The sequence below is a fragment of the Sphingobium sp. BYY-5 genome (assembly GCF_022758885.1).
Taxonomy (GTDB): Bacteria; Pseudomonadota; Alphaproteobacteria; order Sphingomonadales; family Sphingomonadaceae; genus Sphingobium.
In genome coordinates this window covers 3322378-3348142 of the sequence record NZ_JALEBH010000001.1, presented here as the reverse complement: position 1 = coordinate 3348142, position 25765 = coordinate 3322378, and the positions used below count along the sequence as shown (strand labels likewise).

Genomic DNA, 25765 nt, shown 5'->3' with positions numbered 1-25765 from the left:
TTTGCCGGTTGCGGCATGATATTGCGCCGATATACTCCGACAAAAGGGAGGGGCGATCATGCGTTGGGTTTTAGGGGTTCTGGGAACATCCATCCTTCTATCGGCATCGCCCGCGCTACAGGCGCAAATGCCGGACACCATCCTCTATGGCGTCGCCTATTACGACGAATATACGCCTGTCGATCGCGTGGACGAGGATGCCCGGTTAATGAAGGATGCGGGCATTACCGTGGTGCGGATCGCGGAGTCGACCTGGGGCACGCTGGAACGCCAGCCGGGCATATTCGACTTCAGTCATGTCGACCGGATGCTGGCCGCAATGCACCGGCAGGGCATCAAGGTGATCGTCGGCACGCCGACCTACGCGGTGCCTACCTGGCTTGCGCGCCAGCATCCCAACGTCCTGGTCGTCACACCGCAGGGGCGGGCCGAATATGGCCGGCGCCAGAATATGGACATCACCGATCCCGATTATCGCGCCGCCGCCGAGCGCGTGATTGTCGCGCTGATCGATCATGTGAAGGATCATCCGGCTGTCATAGGCTACCAGCTCGACAACGAAACGAAGGCGTATGACACCAGCGGCGCCAATGTGCAGGCCGCTTTCGTCGCATCCATGAAAAGGAAGTGGCCGACCCTGGATGCGATGAACAAGGCATATGGTCTCGATTACTGGAGCAACCGCATCAACCGGTGGGAGGATTTCCCGTCCGCCAACGGATCGATCAATGCCAGCCTGTCCAATGCCTTTGCCGCGTTCCAACGCAGCCTCGTCACCGATTTTCTGAACTGGCAGGCAGAAATCGTTCGCGCCCATGCACGACCGGGCCAGTTCCTGACCCAGAATTTCGATCTCGCCTGGAAAGGATACAGCTTCGGCATCCAGCCTGAGGTGGACCATTGGAAGGCCGCCCGCCCGCTGGATATTGCCGGGATCGACATCTATCACCCCAGCCAGGACAAGCTGACCGGCGCAGAGATCGCTTTCGGCGGTGACGTTGCGCGATCGATGCGAAATGGCCAGAATTATCTGGTGCTGGAAACAGAGGCGCAGGGGTTTCCACAATGGACACCCTATCCGCGCCAATTGCGGTTGCAGGCGTTCAGCCACCTCGCCTCCGGCGCGCAGATGGTGGCATATTGGCACTGGGCGACCACCGCGAACGCCATAGAGACCTATTGGCGCGGGCTATTGTCGCAGGACTATAAGCCGAACGCGGTCCATGCCGAAGCGCAGACGGTTGGCGCGGATATAAAGCGGCTTGGCCCGAAACTGGCCGGCATGACGAAGCATAATCGCGTCGCAATCTATGTCAGCAACACCGCGCTCAGCGCGTTTGACTCGTTCAAGCCAAACGGCATCGATTATAATCAGGTGCTGCGCCCATTCTACGACGCGCTGTACCGGATGAACGTGGAGGTCGACATCCTGTCGCCCGACTCCACCATGAAGCTGGACGACTATAAGCTGATCGTCGTGCCGGCGCTCTATGCGGCGAGCGACGCGGAGATCGCGAAGCTCAACGATTTCGCCAAGCGCGGCGGCCACTTGCTCTACACGTTCAAGAGCGGCTTTTCGGACGAGAATACCAAGGTCCGCTATGCGAGCCAGCCCGGCGCGATCGCCGAGGCGGCGGGCGTCACCTACCAGCAGTTCACCATTCCGGAGGGTGTCACGCTGGAGGGAGACCCGTTCAACGTGGGCAATGAGGACAATAAGGCACGCTGGTGGATGGAGATGCTGACGCCGACGACGGCCAAGGTCGTCGCGCGCTACAAACACCCATCATGGCCCGCTCACGCCGCGATGACCCGCAACGCCTGGGGCAAGGGCGAGGTCAGCTATATCGGTTTCATGCCAAGCGACGCGCTGGTCGAGAAGATCGTCGCAGCCGAGGTTGAAAGGGCGGGCGTCACACCGGCCATGCCCGGCGTCCGCTTCCCGATCATCGTGCGCGGCGGCACGCTGAAGGATGGGCGTCAGGTCCACTATCTTCTCAACTATTCCGCCACGCCGCAGCATATTTCGGCGACCGGCGACGGGACGGAATTGCTCAGCGCGCGTAAGATCGCGCGCGGACAGCAGATTGATCTTGCGCCCTGGGATGTCGCCATCATCCAGGATGATGCGGCGCCCTGATGCGCGCAGGGGATTCCCGTTCGGGCATGGCCATCCCCTGCCGGTTCGCCGCCTGAAGCAGCCCCGTCATCGCATCTTGACGACGACCTTGCCCCTGGATCGTCCGGTTTCGATATAGGCCAAAGCCTCGTTAACCGCGGCGAAGGGAAAGATCTTATCCATGACGGGGCGAATGATCCCGTCTTCGATAAGCGTCGCGATCTTGCTCAACTGATCGCCATTGGCGCGCATGAACAGGAACGCATAGGTGACGCGATGGCGCCTGGCCTTGCGTCGAATCTTTAGGCTCAACAGCCGCAGGAGCTGGCGCAGGAACCAGTTCAATCCCTGCTCCCTGGCGAAATCGGGATCGGGCGGGCCAGAGATGGAAATCAGCTTGCCGCCCGGTTTGAGTATGTTCAGAGATTTCTGGAGCGTGTCGCCATCCAGGCTGTTGAGGACAACATCATAGCCGGTCAAAAGCGTCTCAAAGTCCTGTTTCTTATAGTCGATAATGACATCCGCGCCGAGGCTTTTGACCAGTTCGATATTGGCCGTACTCGTCGTCGTGGCGACCGTTGCGCCAAGATGCTTCGCCAACTGGATGGCAAAGCTACCCACCCCTCCGGAGCCGGCGTGGATGAGAATCTTCTGCCCTTTCTTCAGCGCGGCCGCCTCTACCAGCACTTGCCAGGCGGTGAGCGCCACCAGCGGGATCGATGCGGCTTCCTCCATGGAAAGGTTGCTGGGCTTGAGCGCCACATCGGCCTCATTCACCGCGATCAGTTGCGCAAATGTCCCGATCCGACCATCGCGCGGCCGGGCATAGATTTCATCGCCCAGCTTGAAGCGCCGGACATTCGATCCGACCCGGATGACCGTTCCAGCCATGTCGTGCCCCAGAATGAAGGGTGGACGGTATGGCAGGATGGGCTTGAACTCTCCGTCGCGAATCTTGGAATCCAGAAGATTGAGTCCGGCCGCGTGGACCTGGACCAGGACGTCGTCATCCCCGACTTCCGGTTCCGACATGTCACCGAAACGCAGGGGCCCCTTTTTCTTATAGTGGTCGAGGATGAAGGCCTTCATGATGATGTCTCCGATCTCATGCCGACGCCAACCTCTAACCGAACGGTTGCCGCGGTCACTTCATGACCATGGGGGCCGCATAGACGCGCGGCCCCCATGATTGGGTTCAGCGCGCTATCCGATACCGTTCTGCGGCATGGGCCTGGCCGAAGCCCGGAATCATGGTTTGCCGCGCGGCCTGATAGGCATCCCACTGTCCGGCATCCGGGAGTGGAGGGATGGTTACGGCTTCCCGGCGGTCGAATCCGACCAGCGCAGCGTCCACCAACTCGTTCACGTCCATCAAGCCGGGAATGGTGTTGACGTCGACCCCCGCCCGTTCCCAGATTTCGGTACGGGTCGCCGCCGGCAGGACCGCCTGAACATAAACGCCTTTCGATGCGAGTTCGAGGCCGAGACTCTGGGAAAAATACAGGACGAACGCCTTGGTCGCGCCATAGACCGTCTGGCCGAACTCCGGCACCAGCCCCACGACCGAAGCGATATTGATGATCGCCCCTTCACCAGCCTCCACAAGGCGCGGCGCCACGGCGCTCGCCAGGCGCACCAGCGCGGTCGTATTGAGCGCGATGATATTCGCGACATCATCGGCCGCCTGATCGACGAAATCGCCGCTCTTGGCTGCCCCGGCATTGTTGACGAGGATTCCGATGCGACGGTCGTCACGCAGGCGGGTCTCCACCGCTGCCAGTTCCTGGGGCTTAGTGAGGTCGGCCTGAATGATATCGACAGTCACCTCGCTTTCCTGCCGCAGTCGGGTAGCCAGGGCTTCCATCCGTGCCGCATCGCGGGCGACCAGCACCAGGTCGTGCCCACGGCGGGCGAAACGTTCGGCATAGCTGGCACCGATGCCAGTGGAAGCGCCGGTAATGAGGACGGACGGAATATCGGTCATGGCGTTGCTCTCTTCTCTAATGAAACCTATATTCATGATGATCATCATGATTGCCATCAAATATGATAGCTGTCATCTAATTTCAACGGCGCCTGCGGAGAATTTTGAAAATGAGAGTCAGTCGGGAGCAAATGGGCCAGAACCGGCGGCGGATACTGGATGCGGCCGGCCGCCTGTTTCGGGAAAAGGGCTTTGATGCGGTCGGCGTCGCCGAAGTCATGAAGGCGGCAGGCCTCACGCATGGCGGCTTCTATGGCCATTTCAGCTCAAAGGACGATCTGATTGCGCATAGCGTTGCCCATGCTCTTACCAGTAATGCGGAGGGTGGAAGCGATTTTCGTGCCTATCTCGACGCCTATCTTTCGCCGGGCCATCGCGACGATGCGGCCAATGGTTGCCCAACGGCGGGCCTGGCCGCCGATGTCCGTCACCAGACTGCGGAGGCCCGTTTGGCTATGTCTGAAGGCTTCAGGTCGCAGATCGACCGGATCAGCGAGGCGCTCCCTGAATCGACGATGGTAGACAAGCGCCGCGCAGCGATCGGAAGCTGGGCAGCGATGGTGGGCGCGATCATCCTTGCCCGCGCCGTCGATGACCGCGAATTTTCAGACGAGATACTGGAACAGACGCGGGCATGGATCGATGCCGGGATCAACCGGATGTCCGCCCCGGAATAGGCCTGCCTCCCAGGATCAATGTGCGACTGGTCAACGGGGCCGCTGACGATCCACAGATTATCTGGTGGCTTTCCTCATGCTCGTGGCGGGCCGAAAGTTGCGGCACGCCTCGCGCTTGTACGACAGGGCGCGTTCGACCTTGGCCCAGGCCTCGATGTCGGCAGCGGTAATCCCCTCTTCGTCGGTGGAGCGGATAGGGCGAGGAATCGGAACAGGCGCACGCATGGTCAACTCACGAAACGAACAAGCTATCGACTATAGCGCGCGCGGATGTCACGGGAGTGTCCCGAACATTACAAACGGGCAATGCGGACGAGAGGCGGGAAATGACGGTGGCTTGCGAAATCATCGGCACGCGGCGCGTGCTGTTCGTGATGGCGGTGGAGGCGGAATATGGGCCGCATCTGCGCGCCCGCTTTTCCCCTTTGCTGACCGGGGTCGGTCCGGTCGAAGCCGCGCTCGCCACCGGCATGGCGCTGCATGATCTGGCGCGGGAGAAGGCGCTGCCCGACCTCGCCGTCTGCCTGGGGTCGGCGGGATCGCGCACCTGTTCCCTGGGGGATATTTTCCAGGTCGCCAGCGTGTCCTGGCGCGACATGGATGCGTCGCGCCTGGGTTTTACCAAGGGTGTGACGCCCTTCGTCGATCATCCGATCGACCTGCCGTTGGCAACCCCGCTTTCCCTGCCCCTCGCCCGACTGTCCACCGGTGCGAATATCGTGGGCGGCGAGGAATATGCCGCAATCGATGCCGACATGGTCGACATGGAAACCTTCGCCGTGGCGCGGGCCTGCGCGCGATTCGGCGTGCCGCTGATGGGGCTGCGCGGCGTGTCGGACGGACCGGGCGAACTCGACCATATCAATGACTGGATGGCATTGCTGGGCCTGCTCGACGAGCGGCTGGCGGCGGCGGTCGACCTGCTGCCGGATGCACTGGCGCGCGCGGCCTGATTGTCAGCAGCCGCTTTGCTCAGCCTCCGTCCGGCGCCAGGACAGTTGGTAAGTGACCAGAAAAGCGTCATGATCGGACAGTTCGGGACCGCTGGGGCCGCCGTCGAACATCGCCTCAACCCGAATCGGGCGGATCGACACCCGATCGCCCGGCCAGAAAAATTGCAGATCCTGCGTATCCATCCAGGGTTCGTCGCCATCCCAGGACATATGCACATCGCAACCTGAAGCAGGGTCGGCACAGACACGATGCACCAGCTTGAGCGACTGGTAGCGGGAGAAATTCTCCCATCGCGGTTCGGAATGGCGCATGTTGAAATCGCCCCCGAAAATCACGGGATAGGCATCGTCATGCGTGCGGTTGATGAAGGCCGACGCCTCCAGTGATTGACGATCATGCGCGGCGAGATTGCGGGGGGCCGGCGCACGGGATGCCCCACGGCTGTTCATGTGCGTGTCGTAGATGTCGATCGGCGTCGGCACGCCGGGAATGGTCAACCGCGCCAGAACAATCCCCTTGTTGGCGAGGCAATCCCTCCCGGCGCAGGAGCGGCGGCCATAGGCGTGCATGTCGACATGGACGATCGGATAGCGTGACGCGATGGCAAGGCCGCTGCCGGTCAGGTGCAGGCCGAGTTCGCCGCGCTTGAACCTGGACTTGCCGGGTAAGGCATCCTTGGTCGCGCCCTTGGCCCTGGTCGTGCGACGCGGGCCGGTGACAATGGCCGGATAGCCCGTGGCAGCCACCGCCTTCTTCGCCGCGCCACTGAACATTTCCTGGAACAAGATGACGTCGGGCGCCCGTCCCTCGGCGCGCAGGGCCGCGATCCGGTCGCCGATGGCGCGCAACGACGGTTCCCGCCCGGATCGGGCGGGCCAGCCCAATCCCTCGATATTATAGGTCAGCACCGACAGGGTCGTGGTGGCCATCTGCCCGTCCGCAGCGGGGACAATGGTCGGCGGCACGGCATCTCCGCACGCCATGGAGCGCAACGGCAACGGCGTGGCACAACCTGACGCCAGCAAAAGAAGCGCCAGCGCGGCCGTGCGCAAGGCGGGGATCGGTCGGCTGATCGCTATGGCCATATCTTCCTCATGCCCGTTTCCCGGCAATATGATCGCGCCGAAGCGTGCCTGCGCCTATTCGCCCTCGAAGGCGATCAGCGCCTGCGCGGCGACGCCGTCGGCCTCCAGCGCGGCCTTGCCGCCCAGATCTGGCAGATCGACGGCAAAGAGCGCCATCAGCACGCTCGCGCCCTGTTCGCGCAGCAGTTGCGCGGCGGCGAGCGCGGTGCCGCCAGTGGCGATCAGGTCGTCGACCAGGATGACGCGCGCGCCTTGCGGCACCTGCCCTTCATGCAGTTCCAGCCGGTCGGTGCCATATTCCAGCACATAGTCGATGCCGACCGTCTTGCCCGGCAGCTTGCCCTTCTTGCGCACCGGCACGAAGCCCTTGCCCAGCGCCGCGGCCAGCGCCGCGCCCAGGATGAAGCCCCGCGCCTCGATACCGACGATCAGGTCGGGATCGAGCGGCCGGGCGACATTGGTCAGCCGGTCGACCAGTTCGGCAAAGCCGGGGCCATCGGCGAGCAGGGTCGTCACGTCCCGGAACATGATGCCCGGCTTGGGAAAATCGGGGATGGGGCGGATGAGGGCCGTCAGGCTGTCGATGCTCATGGGGCCTCCATAGAGAAAGGGCGCGGTCCCCTCAAGAAACCGCGCCCCTTCTTTTTCCCGTTCATCCGGCCGTCAGGCGGCCTTTTTCTTGTCCGCCCAGATATTCTGATAGGACAGATAGGCCAGCGCCGTCGCGATCAGCAGGAAGATGACCGTTCCCAGACCCGCCGCGTGGCGGTTTTCCAGCTTCGGTTCCGCCGTCCAGGCCAGGAAGGCCGATACGTCCTGCGCCATCTGGTCCACCGTCGGCTTGGTGCCGTCGCCATAGGTCACTTGGCCCTCGGCCGTCAGCGGCGGCGCCATGGCCAGGTTCAGGTTGGCGAAATAGGGGTTGTAGTGCAGCCCCTCCGGCGTCTTGGCGTCCGGGAACTCCTTGAGCAGTTCAGCCGGCTGCGCCTGGAACCCCGTCAGCAGCGAATAGACATAGGCCGGGCCATGGTGGCGCGCCTTGGTCATCAGCGACAGGTCCGGCGGGATCGCATTGTTGTTCGCCGCCGCCGCCGCGACATTGTTCGCGAAGGGCTTGGGGAAATGATCGGCCGGAACCGGATCGCGGCTCGATGCCTCGCCGGTGGCGGGATCGACGTCGGGGGTCTTGATCGCCCACTGCTTGGCGATCGCCTTCACCTCCGCCTCATTATAGCCCAGCGCTTCCAGATCGCGGAACGCGACGAACTTCAGGCTGTGGCAGGCCGAGCAGACTTCCTTGAACACCTGGAAACCGCGCTGGAGCTGCTGCTGGTCATATTTGCCGAAGGGTCCGTCGAAGGAGAAGGACACATGCTTGGGATCGCGATGGAATTCATGCTCCACCGTCTTGGCGGGCGGATCGGTGACGTAGGAATATGCGCCCACGAGGAAGGAGATGAAAAGCCAGCCCGCGAAGAAGAGGCCGACGAGAAATGCGCCGATGCGAACCATATCTGTCTACCCCTTATTCGGCCGGGACTGCGGCGGTTTCGCCGTCGGTCTTGCCATATTTCGCCAGCACCGCCTCGGTGATCGAGCCGGGTAGCGGCAGCGGTTTTTCGAAGCGCGAGATCAGCGGCAGGACGATGAGGAAGTGCGCGAAATAATAAGCCGCAGCCACCTGACTGATCATCACATAGGGTTCCGCCGCCGGCGCGCCGCCACAATAGCCCAGGACCGCGACGTCGATGACGAGGATCCAGAAGAACTTCTTGAAGGTCGGCCTATAGCTGCCCGACCGCACCGGCGACGTGTCGAGCCAGGGCAGGAAGAAGAGCAGCAGGATCGACGCGAACATCGCCAGCACGCCCAGCAGCTTGGCCGGCACGAAGAAGAAGTCGACCGTGAAGGCGCGCAGGATCGCGTAGAAGGGCCAGAAATACCATTCGGGTACGATATGCGCGGGCGTCGAAAGCGGGTTCGCTTCGATATAATTGTCCGGATGGCCCAGATAGTTGGGCGCGAAGAACAGCATGATCGCGAACAGAATCAGGAAGACGCCAACGCCGAAACCGTCCTTCGCGGTATAATAGGGGTGGAACGGAACGGTGTCCTGCGGCCCCTTCACTTCCACGCCGGTCGGGTTCGAGGAACCCGGAATATGCAGCGCCCAGATATGCAGGATGATGACCCCCGCGATCACGAAGGGCAGCAAGAAGTGCAGCGAGAAGAAGCGGTTGAGCGAGGCGTTGCCGGGGGCGAAGCCGCCCAGCAGCCAGGTCTGGACCGGCTCGCCTACCACGGGAATCGCGCCGAACAGGCCGGTAATGACCTTTGCACCCCAGTAGGACATCTGCCCCCAGGGAAGGACATAGCCCATGAAGGCGGTCGCCATCATGAGCAGGAAGATGACGAGGCCCAGCAGCCACACCATTTCACGGGGCGCCTTGTAGGAGCCGAAATAGAGGCCGCGGAAGATGTGGAGATAGACGACGATGAAGAAGAAGCTGGCGCCGTTGGCGTGCGCGTAACGCATCAGCCAGCCGGCATTCACGTCGCGCATCGTCTGTTCGACGGTGCTGAACGCGACCAGGTCATTGGCGCCATAATGCATCGCCATGATGACGCCGGTGACGATCTGGATCACCAGCGCCAGGCCGGCGAGAACGCCGAAATTCCAGAAATAGTTCAGGTTGCGCGGGACGGGATAGCCCGCACCGATGGCGTTGTAGACGAGACGCGGCAGTGGCAGCTTCTCGTCGACCCACTGCATCAGGGGATGCTTCGGGGCATAATGCTCAGCCCAGGGAAAGCTCATGGTTTCTTACCTCAGCCTACGAGAATGGCGGTGTCGGAAGTGAAGCTGAACTTCGGCACTTCCAGGTTCTTGGGCGCGGGGCCTTTGCGGATGCGCGCGGCGGTGTCGTAGGACGAACCATGGCAGGGGCAGAAATAGCCGCCATATTCACCGCGATTTTCGCCCTCGCCCGCGCCCAGCGGCACGCAGCCCAGATGGGTGCAGACACCCATCGTCACCAGCCATTGCTTCTTCCCGTCGACGGTGCGCTCCTCCAGCGTCTGCGGATCGCGCAGGGTGGAAGGATCGACCTTGTCGGCTTCGGCGATTTCCTTGGGGGTCAATTGCCGCACGAACAGCGGCTGCGACCGGAAAGTGGTCTTGATCGCCTGCCCCGGCTGGATCGCCGAGATGTCCACTTCCGTCGAGGCAAGCGCCAGCACATCGGCGCTGGGGTTCATCTGGTCGATCAACGGCAGAACAGCGACGACAGCGCCGACTCCTGCGAAGCTAACCGCAGCGACATTTATGAAATCGCGGCGGCGTACCCCTTCTCCGCCCGATAAACCTTGGCCGTCAGAATGCTCAACGCTCGCCATGCACCTCTACCCTTGCAAGACTTCCCTGCCACACCGGGATGCCGTTAACGGCCCTGATTATCAGGGATTTGGGTTGCCAGCCTAAGCTGATCCCGCCTTCCCCCCGGCGTGCTCGGAGGGGTTGATAACCGGACTGCGCCGTCTTTGCCAGTCGCAATATTGCCTAGCCTATTGCAAATGCTCCGGATGCATTATGGCGCTGCCCCATGCGTATCGCCCTTTATCAACCCGAAATTGCGGGCAATGTCGGCGCAATCCTGCGCCTGGCCGCCTGTTTCTCGGTGCCTGTCGACATCATCATGCCCACCGGATTCGCCTTTTCCGACGCGCGCTTGAAGCGGGCGGCGATGGATTATGGCGAGGCGGCCGACGTCGCCCGTCATGTCAATTTCGCCGCCTTCGACGCGGCGCGCCGGGCCGAAGGCCGCCGTCTGCTGCTGATGAGCGCCCATGCATCGCAGCGGTTGCCGGAGGTAGAATTTCGCGAGGACGATGTATTGCTGATGGGGTCGGAAAGCGCGGGCGTACCCGACGATGTGCGCGATCTGGCCGATATTCGCATCCGTATACCGATGGCGCCGGGTTTCCGGTCCTTGAATGTCGCCGTTTCCACGGGCATCGCCGTCGCCGAAGCCCTGCGCCAGACCGGAAGGTTCCCCGAATGACGAATCCGATTCCCACGGTCCCTTTCACGCTCGACGCGCGCCAGCAGGCGGCACGCGCCTGGTTCGAATCGCTGCGTGACCGAATCTGCGCCGAGTTCGAGGCGATCGAGCGCGAAGCCGGGGGCGACGCCCGCTTCGACTTCATCGCCTGGGACCGCGAGGCGGAGGGGCAGGCGCCCGGCGAAGGGGGCGGCGGCGTGCGTGGCGTCATGAAGGGCAAGATATTTGAGAAGGTCGGCGTCAACGTCTCGACCGTGGGTGGTGAGCTGGCGTCCGGCTTCGCCCAGACCATCCATGGCGCAGCCGACAACCCCGCCTTCTTCGCCACCGGCATCAGCCTGGTCGCCCATATGGCCAATCCGCATGTTCCCGCCGTCCATATGAACACCCGCTATCTGGTGACGACCAAAAGCTGGTTCGGCGGCGGCGCGGACCTTAACCCGCCTTTGCCGCGCGAAGAGGATACGGCGCATTTCCACGCCATATTGAAGGCGGCGTGCGACGGGCATGATCCGGATCATTATCCGCGCTTCAGCAAATGGGCGGACGATTATTTCTTCATCCCCCATCGCGGCGTTCATCGCGGCGTCGGCGGCATCTTCTACGACCATCTCGAATGCCCCGACGATGCCGCGTTCGACGCGCATTTCGCTTTCACGCGCGCGGTCGGCGACGCCTTCCTCGCCGCCTTCCCGCCGATCGTGCGGCGGCGCATGAGCGATGCCTGGACCGAAGGCGACTATCGCACCATGCTGGAATGGCGCGGCCGCTACGCCGAATTCAACCTGGTGCATGACCGCGGCACGCTGTTCGGCCTCAAGACCGGCGGCAATATCGACGCCATCCTGATGAGCCTGCCGCCGATGGCAAGCTGGAGCTGAAACGATGGCGCTGACGTCGATCGAGCCGGGCATGGTCGCAACGATCGTCACGCATCTGGAGATGCGCGACCGGCCGAAGCCCGCACCGATCCCGCCCGCGCCGTTGCGGCTGACGCCATGGAAGACGCCGGACCTGGACGCCTATCGCCTGCTGTTCCGCCGGGTGGGCGCACCCTGGCTCTGGTTTTCCCGGCTGGTGATGCCCGATTCGGAGCTGGCGGCGATCCTCCACGACCCGGCGGTGGAGGTCTATGCCGTCACCGATCCGCGCGGGACCGAAGTGGGCCTGCTGGAACTGGATTTCCGCGCGCTGCCCGATTGCGAGCTGAGCTTCTTCGGGCTGGTGCCCGAATTGAACGGCAAGGGGCTGGGCCGCTGGCTGATGGCGCAGGCCAAATCGCTCGCGTGGCGCAAGGGGGTGGAGCGCTTCTGGGTCCATACCTGCACGTTGGACAGCCCGGCGGCGCTCGGCTTCTACATCAAGTCCGGCTTCATCCCCTATGGGCGCGAGATCGAAACCTTCGCCGATCCGCGCCTGGCGGGCGTGCTGCCGCGCGACGCCGCGCCGCATGTGCCGCTACTGGATCAGACGGCGACCGCCTGACGGTAGAGGCGGGCCAGCATCACCAGCATATAGACCTGGATGATGCTCGACACCGCCGCGCCGGCAATGCCGCCCGCAATCCGCGCACCGTCCGCGCCGGCGACCAGGCTGCCGAGCAGTCCCACGATCATCTGCGCCACCGACGCGACGATGGTCGACAGCAGCATCACGAGCAGGAGAAAGCCGAACAGTCGCCAAAAATGGCCGCGCGTCAACGCCCAGGCCCGGCGCAGCGAGTCCATCACGCCCGTCTGGCCATCGATCACGACCGGGTTGAGCAGCACCAGTCGAATGCTGGCGTAGAGGACCAGCCCCACTGCCCCGACCCCCAGCAGCAGACCCAGCAGGGCGGCGAGTTGCTTGGACGCCAGCGAGAAGATCACGCCCAACAACAAGGCGACGGCAAAGATGCCGGCAATGGCGCCGACCACCACCAATGCCGTGCCGATCAGCACCGGCAGGCGGGCGAAGCTCAGCCGCAGGGCTTCCCCCACACTGATGCCGGGACGCAGAGCCAGCGCGAACAAGGCCAGCGATCCGAACCAGATCAACAGGATCGTCAACAGCATCGCCACGGCAAAGCCGGGCGGCATGGCGGGAATTGCGTCCGCCTTGGGCTGAGCGAACCAGGCCTGGAGTTCGGGCGGGGTCATTTCCTGGAGGATTACGCCGGGCAGCGCCACGAACAGCAACGCCACCGGAAAAAGCAGCGATGCCTCCCGTGCGACGAAGGCGACCGCTTCCTCCCATGCCTTGCCGATCGACATCGTCGTCATATCTATGTGCCTGCCTATATAGTCCGGAAAATATGGGCCGAGACTTGATCGCTCGCCCGCCCCAAGTCAAGGAAGCGTCCATGTCTACGCCCCCTGCTGAATCCCTGTCCTTTCCCGCTGCCGTCGAATGGCGCGTCGAGGATGCGCTGGTCGACTATCCGCCTGCGCTGGCCGAGATGGAGGCGCGCGCCGCCGCCATCTTCGCGGGCGAGGCGCAGGAACGGGTCTGGCTGCTGGAGCATCCGCCGCTCTACACCGCCGGGACCAGCGCGACCCCCGCCGAACTGCTTGACCCGCGCTTTCCCGTCCATGATGCCGGACGCGGTGGCCGTTATACCTATCATGGGCCGGGGCAGCGGATCGGCTATCTCAACATCGACTTGCGCGAACGGGGCAAGGATGTCCGCAACTTCGTCCATCATCTGGAAGGCTGGATGATCGCGGCGCTGGGCGACCTTGGCGTCCCGGCCCGGCGCGCGGAAGGCCGGATCGGCATCTGGACCGACGATCCCCAAGGGCGCGAGGCGAAGATCGGCGCGCTCGGCATCCGGGTGCGGCGTTGGGTGACGCTCCACGGCTTTTCGATCAATGTCGATCCCGACCTGTCCCATTTTGGCGGCATCGTGCCGTGCGGGATCAGCGAATTTCCCGTGACCAGCATCGCCGCATTGGGCGGAAATGCGTCGATGCACGCGCTCGACACGGCATTGAAGGCGCACTTTCCCGCCTTCCTCAGCCGCTTGTCCCGCTGCGGCGCGGGGCTTGAGCAATGCAGGTCTGACGGCTAGTGTCGCGCCTTTCGCCGGGCGGGGGGCTGCCGGGCTTTGACTGCGTTTCAAGGAGACCCGGATGCGGTTGACTGCAAGGACCATCTGTATTGCCGCGTTGTTGCCTCTTGCCGCCTGCGGGGGCGGTGACAAGAGCGGCAACAGCGTGCAGATGAAGGACATGGAGGTGGTGGACGGCACCGCCACCGATGCCATGACCGACCTGGACGGGGTGCAGAGCGAAGGCACCGCCATAGCCCTGCCGGACGCCAATGCGTCGTCCAACGGCAGCGACGCCGCCAGGCCGGCCAAGCCCGCCAATCCCAAATCTGCCGACAAAGCGCCCGCTCAGGACGACGAAGTACTTGCCGATCAATAAGATCGTCCGCTAGCAATGGGGGGCCGGTTCAGCGGCGATATAGTCGTAACGCATAATAGCTATCGGATGCGCCGGTGCGTGCATCCTGCCTGAGGGGTTTTGTTGATGAAGGTCCGTTTGCCGTCGCGCCGCGCGCTGCTCAGCCTGGCGATTGCCGTCGCTGCCCCCTTCGCGGCCCAGCCTGCTGCCGCGCAATTCTACTGGTCGCCGCCCGACATGAGCGCGCCGCCGCTGACGGACGAGGCCGCCACCACCGCGCTTGGCCTGCCCGGCGCGACCGCGGCGGAGGTCAAGGCCGGCCTCGCCTGGAACATGCGCGCCGCGCTCAATGTGGCGGCGTTGCAGTGCCAGTTCGAACCGACCCTGCTGACCGTGGGCAATTACAACGCGATGATCGCGCATCATGACGCCGAACTGGATGCCGCGCAGGCCACGCTGCTGGGCTATTTCCAGCGCACCGTGGGCAAGGGCAAGCCCGGCCAGTCGGCGTCGGACATGTATAATACCCGCATCTATTCGGGCTATTCGACCGTGCAGGCGCAGAAGGGCTTCTGCCAGGAAGCCGCCGAAGTCGGACGGCAGGCGATCTTCGCCGATCGCGGCACATTGAACGAGGTCGGTCGCACCGGGCTGGCGTCGATCAAGAAGTCGCTGGTGCTGGCGGGCGAGCAATTTTACGGCACGCCCGGTTACGATTATGCCGTCGCCCTGCCCTCCTTCGCTCCCAAATGCTGGAAGAAGGGCGTATTGCAGCCCGCCTGCCGCCAGGCCTGGAACGAACAGACCGGCGCGAAGCCCTGATTCGACCGGTCCGCTAGCGATCCTCTTTCTCCCCTCCCTTTCAAGGTTCGACAGAGGCACGTGACTCTGTCGAAGGCCGGGGGTGGGTACGCCGCGTTAGTGGCGCTCTTCCGATGGATAAGGCAAAAGCTCGCTGCGCTCCCTAACCCTTCCAATGTAGGATTTTCTCTGATCTATCCTGTCGGATGAACCCGCATCCGACACCTTATGCCAAGTTGCAAAGAGAGAATGACTCCCTAAAATCGGCTGCCTGTTCCCCGGCGAAGGCCGGGGTCCAGTTCAGCCCGTGGAACTGGACCCCGGCCTTCGCCGGGGAACAGGTCGGTATGGGTTCCCATCAATGCATCCTGCTATTATTTCCGCTCCCCCTGTCGCGCCGGTGTCGCCTCACTGTCGCGTGGATGGCGCGTCCGTGGCGCATATCTGTCGCGTTATGGGCGCGTTGCCGTCGCCTCGCTGTTGCGTTTCTGTCGTTTTACAGGCGCAATTGGCCATTTTTTTGGCTTAACGACACTGTGTACTTCGGCCTGTCGCGTCGGTGTCGCGCGTTTGCCTAGCGCAATCCCAGATATTTATGCGCCTGCAGCGTCAGGCGCCATTGCGGACGCTCCATGACCAGCGCGATCGCGGCGCGGGCATTGTCGACGGCATGGGCATCGTCCAACGGCTGGACCAGATGATGGTCGAAGGCCCAGCCGGACATGGCGTCGACATCGGCCAGGCTGTGCCCGCCGCCCGGCTGCGGCCAGACCAGCTTCAGTTCGTTGCCCGAACGCTGCACCACGTCGCTGCCCGCCTTGGGGCTGATGCAGACCCAGTCGATGCCGGGATGGGCGGGCAGCGTCCCATTGCTCTCGATCGCGATGGTGAAGCCGCGCGCGTGGAGCGCGTCGACCAGCGCATCGTCGATCTGAAGCATCGGCTCGCCACCGGTCAGCACGATATAGCGCCCCGCGCCGTCCTCGCCCCAGAAGGCGAGCGCCGCGTCGGCCAGCGCGTCGGCATCGGCGAACTTGCCGCCGCCAAGCCCGTCCGTTCCGACGAAGTCAGTGTCGCAGAACTGGCAGATGGCGCTCGCCCGGTCCTGCTCGCGCCCGCTCCACAGATTGCAGCCGGCAAAGCGCAGGAACACGGCGCGACGCCCCGCCTGCACCCCTTCCCCCTGCAGGGTCAGGAACATTTCCTTGACCGCATAAGTCATCGACTATGCCTTTCAGGGCCGCGCGGCATAGATGGTGGGATCGGGCAGGCCCGCTTCCTCGAACCCCTTGGACCGCAGGCGGCAACTGTCGCACAGGCCGCAATGCTTGCCGTCGGGCGTCGGATCATAGCAGGACCAGCTAATCCCGGCATCCAGCCCCAACCGATGGGCTTCGCGCGCAATGTCGGCCTTGCTCATATATTGCAGCGGCGTTTTGATGCGGATCGGATGACCCTCGACCCCCGCCTTGGTGGCGAGCGTGGCCATCGTCTGGAAGGCGTCGATGAATTCGGGCCGGCAATCGGGATAGCCCGAATAATCGAGCGCGTTGACGCCGATGAAGATGTCGCTCGCCCCCGCCACTTCGGCGAGACCCAGCGTCAGCGACAGGAAGATGGTGTTGCGCGCGGGGACATAGGTGATCGGAATATCCTTGCCCACGCCGCCCTTGGGCACGGCGATATCGGCGGTCAGGGCCGATCCGCCAAAGGCGGTGAGGTCGAGCGGCAGGACGATATGCCGAATGGCGTTGAGCGATTCGGCGACGCGCGCGGCGGCGTTCAGCTCGACCCGGTGACGCTGGTTATAGTCGATCGACAAAGCGAGGACATGATAACCGGCCTCGCGCGCCAGACCGCCCGCGACCATCGAATCCAGTCCGCCCGAAAGCAGGACGACAGCGAATTTTCCTTGATTGGCAACCATGGCGTTCGCGCTACCCCCCGAAAAGCCACAGCGCAAGCATCTGGGCAAGCATCAGCCGCTCCATGGTCAAGGACAGGCGCCGACGCGCCGTCCCTCCACCGCAAAGGCGAAGGGCGCCCCGCCCGATACGCCCTGCGAGCGAATCTGGATCAGCCGCGTGGTTTCCACACGCAGGTCGGTGCGGCCATTGCCCGATGCCGCGCAATCGTAGGTCACGCTGGCGGCATGTGCGCTGTCGCTGACGACGAAGCTGGGGCAGAGCGCACCGGGATGCTGGACCTGGAGCAACTGGCGCAAGTCGGCGACGCACAGCTTCCGCGTCTCCGCGCCCTCGCCCCGGCCGCGCAATTCCCATTCGCCGGCTTCCAGCCCACGCAGCGCTGCGAGCTGCGGCATCGTCACCGCGCCGGCCCAACCCGCCATCATCAATGCTGCCGCAGCGCCCAACGCCCGCAGTCCTGCCTTGCCCATGATATCTGTACGATCCTGCCAAAAGGGTGTGCGGCAACTTCGCCGCGAGCGATCCCATGCTCCATCACGCATAAATGCGGCAATTTGATAGCGCGAACGGGTCAGGCTGCCCCAATTACAAATGCCGTTAGCGTGTCAGACGCCTTCGCATTCAGGCGAAACTGTCCACCGCCAGCGGAAAGATGCGCGAACAAAATGCGCAATCGACACCGATGATACCCCGCTCGTCCGCCATTTCCGCACGGTCCTCCGCCGAAAATCGGCCTATGACGCCGCGAATATGGTCAATGTCGCACCGGCACCCCTTGGCCAGCGGCGTGGACTCGGTCACGCGCACCTCATCCTCTTCATGGAAGAGGCGCCATACGATGTCGGTGAGCGGCAGACCGGCGTCGGTCAGCTCCTCGTCCGTCAGCGTGACCGCCAGCGCCTGCACATGTTCCCACTCCGGATGATCGTGGCGAACATGCAGCCGCTCGCGTCCCACCTCGCCTTCGGGCAGATGCTGGAGCATCAGGCCGGCGGCGAAGCACCCCTCACCTGCGTCATGCCGGGTGGCGATGCGGATCAGGCTCGGTATCTGTTCCGATTGGAAGAAATAATGTTCGGCCGCATGGGCCAGCGATTCGCCTTCCAGCGGGACGATGCCCTGATAGCGTTCGCCCGTCACCGCCTGGTCGAAGGTGATCGCGAGATAGCCCTTGCCGAACAGGCCGAAGAGCGAGGGGTTCGGTCCCAGTTCGGCCAGCCGGTCGGCGTCGAACTTGGCATAGCCGCGCAGTTCGCCATTCTTATAATCGGCGACGAGCAGGCTGACGACGCCATTTTCGGTCTGCGCCTGCAACGTGAGCTGGCCATCCGCCAGCTTGAGCGTGCTGCCCAGCAGCGCCGCCAGCACCAGGGCAGACGCAAGCACCCGCTCGATCGGCGGGGGATAGGCATGGGCGGCAAGCACATCGTCAAGCACCGGGCCAAGCCGTACCAGGCGCCCACGCGCATGGCGGGCGGGGATGGTGAAGCCCATGGCCTGGTCGATAGAGGTGGCAGAAGTCACGTAACAGCTCCGGTCGGCCGGCGCATAGGACGCACCGGTGTGAATAGGCATCCAGCGATGCGGGTGGACCGCCTAGCGTCAAGCGGTATCGAATGTCAGAATCGGACCACTAGATAGGAAGCCCACCCGAAAACTCAACCGAGCCGTCCCAGCGCCCAGAGCAGCACCGATTTCTGGGCATGGATACGGTTTTCCGCCTCGTCCCAGATCAGCGACTGCGGGCCGTCGATCACCGCTTCCACCACTTCCTCGCCGCGATGGGCGGGCAGGCAATGGAGGAATTTCGCCCCCGCCCTGGCCCCGGCCATCAGCGCGGGCGTGACCTGATAGGGCATCATCGCCTTGAGCTTTTCCTCGGCATGGGCCTGACCCATGGAAATCCAGGTGTCGGTGACGACGACATCTGCGCCCGCCACCGCCGCCACCGCATCGCGGGTCAGGGTGATGCGCGCGCCCAGCCTTTCCGCCTCCGTCGCAAAGGACGGATCGGGATCATAGCCATGGGGAATGCCCATACGCACGTCGAACTTCAGAAGGCCCGCCGCCTCCACGATCGAGTGGAGAACATTATTGCCGTCGCCCAGCCATGCCCACTGACTGCCGGGCAGCGCCAGCCCATGTTCGACCACGGTCAGCAGATCGGCGACGATCTGGCAGGGATGCGACAGGTCGGTGAGGCCGTTGATGACCGGGACGGTAGCGTAATGCGCCATCTCCTCGATCTTGGCATGATCGTCGGTGCGGATCATGATGGCGTCGCACATGCGCGACAGGACGCGCGCCGTGTCGGCGACCGTCTCGCCACGGCCAAGCTGGCTGGTCGCGCCGTTCAGGATCAGCGACGTGCCGCCAAGCTGGCGGATCGCCATGTCGAAGCTGACGCGGGTGCGGGTCGAGTTCTTTTCGAAGATCATCGCCAGCGTATGGCCGGCGAGCGGCGCGTCGGCGTCTGCCCATCCCTTGGGCTTGCCCTGGCGCGCTGCCTTCCGGTCGATGGCGTCGGCGATCATCGCGGCGATAGCGTCGCCGCCCGCGTCGGAGAGATTCAGGAAATGCTTGGTCATATCATTACCCCCACAGCCGTTCGGGCTGAGCTTGTCGAAGCCCCGCTCATTCTTTTGAAGAAGAACGGCCCTTCGACAGGCTCAGGGCGAACGGAGGTTGGTTCAGGCCGCTTTGGCTTCGGCGAAGCTCCGCGCGCCGGCGGAGATCTTCTCGATGGCTTCGGCGATGTGGCTTTCGTCGATGACGAGGGGCGGCAGGACGCGCAGCACATTCTGCCCCGCCGACACGGCCAGCAGGCCATGATGGTCGCGCAGATGGCCGACGAAGCTGCGTGCGTCATAACCGTCCTTCAGCTTGACACCGAGCATCAGGCCCATGCCGCGCACATCCTCGAACATCTCGTCATGATTGGGGATAAGCTGCTCCAGCGCGGCGCGCAGGCGCGCGCCCATCGCCTTCACATGGTCCAGGAAACCGTCAGCCAGCACTTCCTCAATCACCGTCAGGCCCACTGCCATGGCGAGCGGGTTGCCGCCATAGGTGGTGCCATGGGTGCCAAAGACCATGCCCTTGGCTGCTTCCTCGGTGGCGAGACAGGCGCCCAGCGGGAAGCCCGCGCCGATACCCTTGGCCACGGCCATGATATCCGGCGTCACGCCATATTGTTCATGGGCGAAGAAGCTGCCGGTGCGGGCATAGCCGCACTGGACCTCGTCCAGGATCAGCAGCAGGCCATGTTCGTCGCATGCCTGGCGCAGGCCCTTGAGGAACGCCTGCGTCGCCGGGGTCACGCCGCCTTCGCCCTGCACCGGCTCCAGCAGGAAACCGGCGGTGTTATCGTCAATCTGCGCCAGCGCAGCGTCGAGATCGTTGAAGGGCACCACGGTAAAGCCGGGCAGCAGCGGCTCGAAGCCGTCGCGCATCTTGGGCTGGCTGGTGGCCGAAATCGTCCCCAGCGTCCGCCCGTGAAAGGCATTGTCGAAGCTGATGATCTTGTGCCGGTGCGCCTGCCCATTGGCATAATGATAACGGCGCGCGGTCTTGATCGCGCACTCCACCGCTTCCGCGCCCGAATTGGTGAAGAAAACCGTGTCGGCGAATGTATTATCGACCAGCTTCTGCGCGAACTTCTCACCCAGCGGCATACCGTAGAGGTTCGACACGTGCATCAACGTCGCAGCCTGGTCGGCAATCGTCTTGACCAGCTTGGGATGACCGTGACCGAGCAGGTTGACCGCGATGCCGCTGGCGAAGTCCAGATAGCGCTCGCCGCGTTCGCCGATCAGATAGCAGCCCTCCCCTCGCACCGGACGGACATCACACCGGGGGTAAACGGGCATGAGCGGCGTAATCGACATGGGCCTTCCCTTTCTGGGTTGATGCTGCGCGTCCTGTGCGCATTGGGTAGAACGCAAAAAGGCGGCCCCCGCCGGGCCGCCCTTTGCGAACATCGCCTATACAGACGCCATGTTGGGGGTGCAACCCCGCAGCATGGGGCCAGTCGACGGGAAATGGCGTCAGCCGATCTGGTTCCAAGCCTCCGCGATTTCCGCAACGATGGCGCGGGCCTGATCGACCGGATCAGCCGAGCGTTCCTTCGCGCCGACCAGCAGCAGGCGGCGCGCCTCACGATAGATTTGCGCCAGGCCGACCGCGACATCGCCGCCCTTGTCGAAATCCAGACTCGATTCGAGCGCGAAGAGGATCGACATGGCGCGCGCCTGCTTGTCCGAAACCTTCATCCGATCGCCATTGCGTTCGGCCAGCGCCGCCGCGTCCATCGCCAGCATCAGCTCGTCGAACAGTATCTTGACCAACCCGTGCGACGTGGCGCTTTCCGTCCGGCTGCCCGAATGGACGGCCGCATAGCGCCGTGCCGCCGTGCCGCCCGCATATCCGTGATTATAGAACATCGTCTTATCCGTTCCCGATTAATTGCTGCTATTGTTCCACATCTCGATCTGCTGCTCGAGATAGCTCTGCGTTGCCTTGAGCGCGCTGAGCCGTGTTTCCATCGCCGAATAGATGCCGGTCAGATGCTCCTCATAGCTGGCCATCTTCACATCCAGATCTTCGAGCTGTTTGGTGAAATCCTTGGCCAGCGCCGCATAGCGTTCCTGCGCCAGCTTGAGCGGGCCGTTATCCTTCTGAATATTGTCGCGCACCGTGTCCATCAGCGTGGACAGGCCCGGATTGACCGTGGTCGATACCTTCGGATTGACCATGTTGGTCACACCTTCGGGATCATTTTCCATGGCGGTCGCGAGCCGGGCCGTGTCCAGGGTCAACGTGCCGTCGCGATTGGTGGTGATGCCAATGTCTGCCAGCGTCCTGTAGGCACCGGTCGCGCTGAGCGGGGTCGAGGTGATCGCCGCCAACTGCCGTTTCATGTCGCGCACGCCCGACACGCCGTTCAGCACGCCTGCGGTCGAGGAGTCGGTGCCGGTCGAGGTCGCCGTGTTGAGCGCCTTCATCAGCGTGTTGTAGGCGTCGACAAATTCCTTGAGCAGATCCGAAAGCCCCGCCGTAGGCTGCGACATCGACAGGGTGACGGTCGTGCCCGGCGCCGCCTTGTTCAGGTCGATGCGCAGATAGGGAATCGCGCCGTCAATGCTGTTGCTGGCAAATTCATATTCGACGCCGTCCAGCGTAATCTTGGCATTTTGCGGCGCCGATGTGCTGGTCATCGTGCCACTGTTGGCGCCATCCCAGCCCAGACCGGCCAGCACGCTGCCGCTGTCGTCAGCCGTGACGCTGATGCTGAAATCATTGTCCGCGCCGGTTTCGCCCTTGAACACCAGGCGCGTGCCCGTTGCATCGGTGACGACACGTGCGGTGACGCCGCTATTGGTCGCATTGATCGCCGAGGCGAGGCCCGCATAGCTGTTGTTGGTCGAATCGATCGTGATCGTCGTGGTTTCGCCCGACGCCGATGTGATCGTGAAGCTGCCTGTGCCGATGGCGGTGCTGCTGGTGGCGCCGCTCGTCGCGCCGGAGGAAATCACGCGCGCGGTGGCCAACTGCTCGACGGTCAGTTGGGCAGGCAGGCCGGTCGGACTGCCTCCGCTCAGCAGGCTGACGGACGCGATGCTGGCGTCGTTGGAGGAAGCCGTGCCGGTATAGGCCGTGCCGGAAAGCACTTCGGTCAACGCATCGGCGAAGGTATCGAGCGAACTGGCCGCCGAAGCCAGGGCCGAAATGCGCGATGTGTTGAGCGTCTGGCGGCTGGTGATCGCCGTTTCCTTCGGCTCACGGGTGGCCTTGACCAGATTGGACACCAGCGCGCTGGTATCAATCCCCGAACCAGCGTTGAGCGCGGATATGATGCTGCTGCCTACCGAAGTCATTGGCCATCCTTTCAAGAGGTAGAACGGCGCTAATGAAAAGACCTTTAGGAAAGATTTTCGCTCTGAAAAATCAGGATGAATCGGGCGAGCATCAACCGTTCGAGGAAGCGATCTGCTCCACCGTTCCGCGTGACGGATGTCCTTGCGCAACATGGGCGTAGGACGCCCGCTCCACGATCCGCTTGGCCAGCACGGCGGCATGTTCCACCGCTTCCTTGCTGGCGGGCGGCAGGGGCACGAGCACCATCGGTTTGGGGATCATCGCCTGGATGGCTCCGGCCGCGCCATCGACATCGGTGGTGCCTGCGTTCAGGTCCGCCAATATCTCGGCGATGCGGGCATGAACTTCGACATATTCGGCGACGCTGGCCAGTTCCTGACTGGCGCTCGACGGTTCAGGCCGGGCGACGGCGGTTCGCCGTTCCTGTGTCGCGGATTCATTGGCGCGGCCTGCCGCCACCGGCTGCACAACGGACACCGGCGATGGCGCGCGAACGACCGCGCGGTCGACCGACGACAACTCAGTACGGGATACATAGTCGTCCATGACGCACCACCTTCACGCGCCCCCAATGAACAGAGTACGGACGAGCACGACCAAAGTTTAATGCGTCAGGTGAAATTTTTTCGCGATGCCAGGAAAAAGGCGATCGCGATCGGAATGAGGCCCGGACCGGGCAGGCCCGCCATGCCTGCAACCAGTTGAAGCAACGGTAGAAAATAGACCAGGAGCAGCCCGATGCGTCCCTGTCCGGCGGCAAGCAGCAAAACGCCGATGCTCGCAAAAGCCAGCGTATCGTAGGAGAGCATATAGGGCGTGGCCGATGCGGCACAGGCAAGGAAGAGAAAATTGGCCGACAGGTCGGTCGCCGCAGGACGATGGCGGAAACGCAACCAGACCAGTATCGCCGCGAGCAGCGCCAGCGCCATCTGGCAAGCGCTCGCCACCGGGACTGGCACGCCGGTCACCCGCAGGTTCATGAACAGCGTCGGCATGAACGGCCCGGCCAGATGATCGGGATCGCTCAGCACCAGCGACTGGTTGGCGATGCCGGTCTGGACATAGATGCGCCAGATGTCCGGCCCCCATAGCAACGCGACAATCGCGACCAGCGTCAGGCCGGAAAGGGCGGCGGCGGCGAAGGCGCGCCAGTTGCGAGTGGCGAGGAAGAGGATGGGCAGGAGCAGGGCGAGTTGCGGCTTGACCAAGAGCAACCCGGCCAGCGCGCCCGCCAGAACGGGCCGCTCCTCCCGCCAGCGCAGCACGGCAAGGAGGATGGCGGCGGCGAACAGCGCGAACTGGCCGGACATGATGCCGAGCAGCGCGGCAGGCGAGGCCAGCAGTAGCAGGACCCCTCTTTTTTCGCCGCTCCAGGCACGAAATGCGACTGCGAAACAGACAGTTCCGCACAAAGTCCAGAGCGCGAGCGCCGGCGGATAGGGCAGCAGGCCGAAGGGCGCGGCGACCAGCATCGCGACGGGTGGATAAGACCAGAGCTGACCGGGATAGCCCTCCCCGACCTCTCGCCCCAATGCGGCGAGATAGCTGTCCATGTCATAGTATATTTCGGGATGCGGCTCCCACGCGGCGCGGCCGTACATCCAGATATTGAGGAAATCGCGCCCCACCACCAGCGAGGTGCCATCGCGCGGAATGCCATGGCCCGGCGTCACGGTGAAAAGATAGGCGGGTATGAAAATCAGCAGCAGCAGGCCCGCGCCGATCCACAGGATGCGCAATCGGTCGGCCATGACGACGCCTACAGCTTCCGCCCGTCGGCGTCGAAACGCAGGTCGTCGGGCACGGTGATGAAGGGACGGTCCATTTCGCCCGCCATGCGGTTTTCGACGCGGAAGACGAAAGCGAGCACGGTCGCGACCGCCATATATAGCCCCTCGTTCACGATCTGCCCGGCACGTGAGGTGAAATAGATGGCGCGGGCTAGATCGGGATATTGAAGGACGGTGACGCCATTGCTGTCCGCCAGTTCGCGGATGGCGGCGGCGATCGCATCGCAACCGCGCGCCACCACCACGGGCGCGGCGTCCTGCCCCGGCCGGTAGCGCAGCGCGACCGCGAAATGGGTCGGGTTGGTGATGATGACGCTGGCCTCGGCCACCGCCTTGCGTGTCGATCCGCTCAGCACCTCGAACTGCTTGCGGCGGATATGGCCCTTCAGCTCCGGCGAACCTTCGCTTTCCTTATGCTCGTCCTTCACTTCCTGCTTGGTCATACCCAGCCGCTTGGCGCGCTGCACCATCTGCGCCGGCACGTCGATGCCTGCAATCAGGAACAGCCCGCCCGCCATCACCAGGCAGGTGAAGATGAAGATGTTGCCGACATCGGCGATGGCCTGCGCGATCCCCGCCTTGCCAAGGCCCGTAATCTTGGTCAGCCGATCCCAGATCAGCCAGACGCCGATGCTGCCGAGCAGGCCGACCTTGGCGATCGACTTCATCAGTTCGATCAGCCCCTGCATCCCGAAGATGCGCTTGAGACCCGACATCGGATTGAGCTTTGCCGGCTTGGGCGCGAAGGCGCCGGGGCGGAAACCGAGCGAACCGAGCAGGGCCGGCGCTGCGATGGCCGCGATGAAGGTAGCCAGCATCACGCCCGCGACCGGCAGGGCTATGCCCGTCAGCAGGGCCGCCCCGCGCTGGGCTGGGGAGAAATCGACGATATCATCGCGCCGGAAGCGCAGCGCCTCCACCAACATGTCGCGCAGCGCGTCGATCAGCGCGGGACCGATGACGGCAAGGCAGCCGATGCCCGCCATCACGACCAGCGCCGTGGCCAGTTCGCGGGACTGAAGGATATCGCCCTTCTTGGCGGCATCCTGTAATTTCTTCTGAGTCGGCTTTTCGGTCTTTTCGCCGCCCTCACCGCCCGCCAT

The 25765-nt window shown here is 63.6% G+C and carries 28 protein-coding genes; 9 read left to right on the top strand and 19 right to left on the bottom strand.

The features are described 5' to 3' along the window. Window positions 1-58: 58 nt before the first annotated feature. A complete protein-coding gene (locus MOK15_RS16130) occupies window positions 59-2140 on the top strand; it encodes a beta-galactosidase (RefSeq protein ID WP_242932535.1) in 2082 nt (693 codons plus the stop codon). A gap of 66 nt (window positions 2141-2206) precedes the next feature. Here MOK15_RS16130 and MOK15_RS16125 read toward each other — a convergent pair whose 3' ends face one another. Next, entirely contained in the window at window positions 2207-3208 is a 1002-nt protein-coding gene (locus tag MOK15_RS16125) for an NADP-dependent oxidoreductase (protein WP_242932534.1), read from the bottom strand. 106 nt (window positions 3209-3314) lie between these two features. Then, the gene (locus tag MOK15_RS16120) at window positions 3315-4139 is read right to left on the bottom strand and encodes an SDR family oxidoreductase (protein ID WP_242932533.1); all 825 of its coding nucleotides are present in this window, start codon (window positions 4137-4139) and stop codon (window positions 3315-3317) included. 95 nt (window positions 4140-4234) lie between these two features. Between MOK15_RS16120 and MOK15_RS16115 the strand changes: the two genes are divergently transcribed. Then, on the top strand, window positions 4235-4780 hold the full coding sequence (locus tag MOK15_RS16115; RefSeq protein WP_242932532.1) for a TetR/AcrR family transcriptional regulator: 546 nt from the start codon (window positions 4235-4237) through the stop codon (window positions 4778-4780). Between the two features lie 326 nt (window positions 4781-5106). Continuing rightward, window positions 5107-5733 carry a 5'-methylthioadenosine/S-adenosylhomocysteine nucleosidase gene (locus tag MOK15_RS16110; RefSeq protein ID WP_242932531.1) on the top strand — a complete coding sequence of 209 codons (627 nt, stop codon included), beginning with the start codon at window positions 5107-5109 and terminating at the stop codon, window positions 5731-5733. Between the two features lie 3 nt (window positions 5734-5736). Here the strand turns inward: MOK15_RS16110 and MOK15_RS16105 are convergent, their stop codons facing one another. From MOK15_RS16105 to petA, 5 genes are all read right to left on the bottom strand, one after another. Beyond that, window positions 5737-6819, bottom strand: coding sequence for an endonuclease/exonuclease/phosphatase family protein (locus MOK15_RS16105; RefSeq protein ID WP_242932530.1), 1083 nt, complete (start codon window positions 6817-6819; stop codon window positions 5737-5739). A 54-nt stretch (window positions 6820-6873) separates the two neighbouring features. Continuing rightward, window positions 6874-7410, bottom strand: coding sequence for an adenine phosphoribosyltransferase (locus MOK15_RS16100; RefSeq protein WP_242932529.1), 537 nt, complete (start codon window positions 7408-7410; stop codon window positions 6874-6876). Window positions 7411-7482: 72 nt separating this feature from the next. Beyond that, window positions 7483-8331 carry a cytochrome c1 gene (locus tag MOK15_RS16095; RefSeq protein ID WP_242932528.1) on the bottom strand — a complete coding sequence of 283 codons (849 nt, stop codon included), beginning with the start codon at window positions 8329-8331 and terminating at the stop codon, window positions 7483-7485. A gap of 13 nt (window positions 8332-8344) precedes the next feature. Continuing rightward, on the bottom strand, window positions 8345-9637 hold the full coding sequence (locus MOK15_RS16090; protein WP_242932527.1) for a cytochrome b/b6: 1293 nt from the start codon (window positions 9635-9637) through the stop codon (window positions 8345-8347). A gap of 11 nt (window positions 9638-9648) precedes the next feature. Further along, window positions 9649-10215: a ubiquinol-cytochrome c reductase iron-sulfur subunit gene (gene petA, locus MOK15_RS16085; protein ID WP_242932526.1), complete on the bottom strand. Its 567-nt coding sequence runs from the start codon at window positions 10213-10215 to the stop codon at window positions 9649-9651. Between the two features lie 206 nt (window positions 10216-10421). Between petA and MOK15_RS16080 the strand changes: the two genes are divergently transcribed. The 3 genes from MOK15_RS16080 to MOK15_RS16070 are packed head-to-tail and all read left to right on the top strand — an operon-like array spanning window position 10422 to window position 12365. Then, complete coding sequence (locus tag MOK15_RS16080) at window positions 10422-10880, top strand: TrmH family RNA methyltransferase (RefSeq protein ID WP_242932525.1); 459 nt, start codon at window positions 10422-10424, stop codon at window positions 10878-10880. Further along, on the top strand, window positions 10877-11761 hold the full coding sequence (gene hemF / locus MOK15_RS16075) for an oxygen-dependent coproporphyrinogen oxidase (RefSeq protein WP_242932524.1): 885 nt from the start codon (window positions 10877-10879) through the stop codon (window positions 11759-11761). Before MOK15_RS16080 ends, hemF begins: the two co-directional genes overlap by 4 nt. 4 nt (window positions 11762-11765) lie before the next feature. Then, window positions 11766-12365 carry a GNAT family N-acetyltransferase gene (locus MOK15_RS16070; RefSeq protein WP_242932523.1) on the top strand — a complete coding sequence of 200 codons (600 nt, stop codon included), beginning with the start codon at window positions 11766-11768 and terminating at the stop codon, window positions 12363-12365. On the opposite strand, the gene MOK15_RS16065 is transcribed toward MOK15_RS16070, so the two are convergent. After that, complete coding sequence (locus tag MOK15_RS16065) at window positions 12347-13141, bottom strand: glycerophosphoryl diester phosphodiesterase membrane domain-containing protein (RefSeq protein ID WP_242932522.1); 795 nt, start codon at window positions 13139-13141, stop codon at window positions 12347-12349. The two genes, MOK15_RS16070 and MOK15_RS16065, sit on opposite strands and share 19 nt — an antisense overlap. 80 nt (window positions 13142-13221) lie before the next feature. Here MOK15_RS16065 and lipB point away from each other — a divergent pair, with 80 nt between their 5' ends. The 3 genes from lipB to MOK15_RS16050 all read left to right on the top strand — a co-directional run bounded on the left by lipB (window position 13222) and on the right by MOK15_RS16050 (window position 15088). After that, window positions 13222-13929 (top strand): lipoyl(octanoyl) transferase LipB, encoded by a 708-nt coding sequence (gene lipB / locus MOK15_RS16060; protein ID WP_242932521.1) that lies wholly within the window; start codon window positions 13222-13224, stop codon window positions 13927-13929. A gap of 61 nt (window positions 13930-13990) precedes the next feature. Continuing rightward, window positions 13991-14287 (top strand): hypothetical protein, encoded by a 297-nt coding sequence (locus MOK15_RS16055; RefSeq protein WP_242932520.1) that lies wholly within the window; start codon window positions 13991-13993, stop codon window positions 14285-14287. Between the two features lie 105 nt (window positions 14288-14392). Further along, complete coding sequence (locus MOK15_RS16050) at window positions 14393-15088, top strand: hypothetical protein (RefSeq protein WP_242932519.1); 696 nt, start codon at window positions 14393-14395, stop codon at window positions 15086-15088. Between the two features lie 553 nt (window positions 15089-15641). Here the strand turns inward: MOK15_RS16050 and queE are convergent. The 11 genes from queE to MOK15_RS15995 all read right to left on the bottom strand — a co-directional run bounded on the left by queE (window position 15642) and on the right by MOK15_RS15995 (window position 25765). Further along, complete coding sequence (queE, locus tag MOK15_RS16045) at window positions 15642-16289, bottom strand: 7-carboxy-7-deazaguanine synthase (RefSeq protein ID WP_242932518.1); 648 nt, start codon at window positions 16287-16289, stop codon at window positions 15642-15644. 12 nt (window positions 16290-16301) lie between these two features. Beyond that, complete coding sequence (gene queC, locus MOK15_RS16040) at window positions 16302-16994, bottom strand: 7-cyano-7-deazaguanine synthase QueC (protein WP_242932517.1); 693 nt, start codon at window positions 16992-16994, stop codon at window positions 16302-16304. A gap of 66 nt (window positions 16995-17060) precedes the next feature. Continuing rightward, window positions 17061-17465, bottom strand: a complete 405-nt coding sequence (locus MOK15_RS16035) for a hypothetical protein (RefSeq protein ID WP_242932516.1) — start codon at window positions 17463-17465, stop codon at window positions 17061-17063. Between the two features lie 151 nt (window positions 17466-17616). Continuing rightward, a complete protein-coding gene (locus tag MOK15_RS16030; protein ID WP_242932794.1) occupies window positions 17617-18489 on the bottom strand; it encodes an Hsp33 family molecular chaperone HslO in 873 nt (290 codons plus the stop codon). 164 nt (window positions 18490-18653) lie between these two features. Continuing rightward, window positions 18654-19583, bottom strand: coding sequence for an ornithine carbamoyltransferase (gene argF / locus MOK15_RS16025; RefSeq protein WP_242932515.1), 930 nt, complete (start codon window positions 19581-19583; stop codon window positions 18654-18656). 102 nt (window positions 19584-19685) lie between these two features. Next, window positions 19686-20882 carry an aspartate aminotransferase family protein gene (locus MOK15_RS16020; RefSeq protein ID WP_242932514.1) on the bottom strand — a complete coding sequence of 399 codons (1197 nt, stop codon included), beginning with the start codon at window positions 20880-20882 and terminating at the stop codon, window positions 19686-19688. A 159-nt stretch (window positions 20883-21041) separates the two neighbouring features. Further along, on the bottom strand, window positions 21042-21437 hold the full coding sequence (locus MOK15_RS16015; RefSeq protein ID WP_242932513.1) for a flagellar protein FliS: 396 nt from the start codon (window positions 21435-21437) through the stop codon (window positions 21042-21044). Between the two features lie 18 nt (window positions 21438-21455). After that, the gene (gene fliD, locus MOK15_RS16010; protein WP_242932512.1) at window positions 21456-22871 is read right to left on the bottom strand and encodes a flagellar filament capping protein FliD; all 1416 of its coding nucleotides are present in this window, start codon (window positions 22869-22871) and stop codon (window positions 21456-21458) included. Window positions 22872-22962: 91 nt separating this feature from the next. Beyond that, window positions 22963-23418, bottom strand: coding sequence for a hypothetical protein (locus MOK15_RS16005; RefSeq protein ID WP_242932511.1), 456 nt, complete (start codon window positions 23416-23418; stop codon window positions 22963-22965). A 65-nt stretch (window positions 23419-23483) separates the two neighbouring features. After that, window positions 23484-24623 carry a glycosyltransferase family 87 protein gene (locus MOK15_RS16000; protein ID WP_242932510.1) on the bottom strand — a complete coding sequence of 380 codons (1140 nt, stop codon included), beginning with the start codon at window positions 24621-24623 and terminating at the stop codon, window positions 23484-23486. An 8-nt stretch (window positions 24624-24631) separates the two neighbouring features. Beyond that, the gene (locus tag MOK15_RS15995; protein WP_242932509.1) at window positions 24632-25765 is read right to left on the bottom strand and encodes a flagellar type III secretion system protein FlhB; all 1134 of its coding nucleotides are present in this window, start codon (window positions 25763-25765) and stop codon (window positions 24632-24634) included.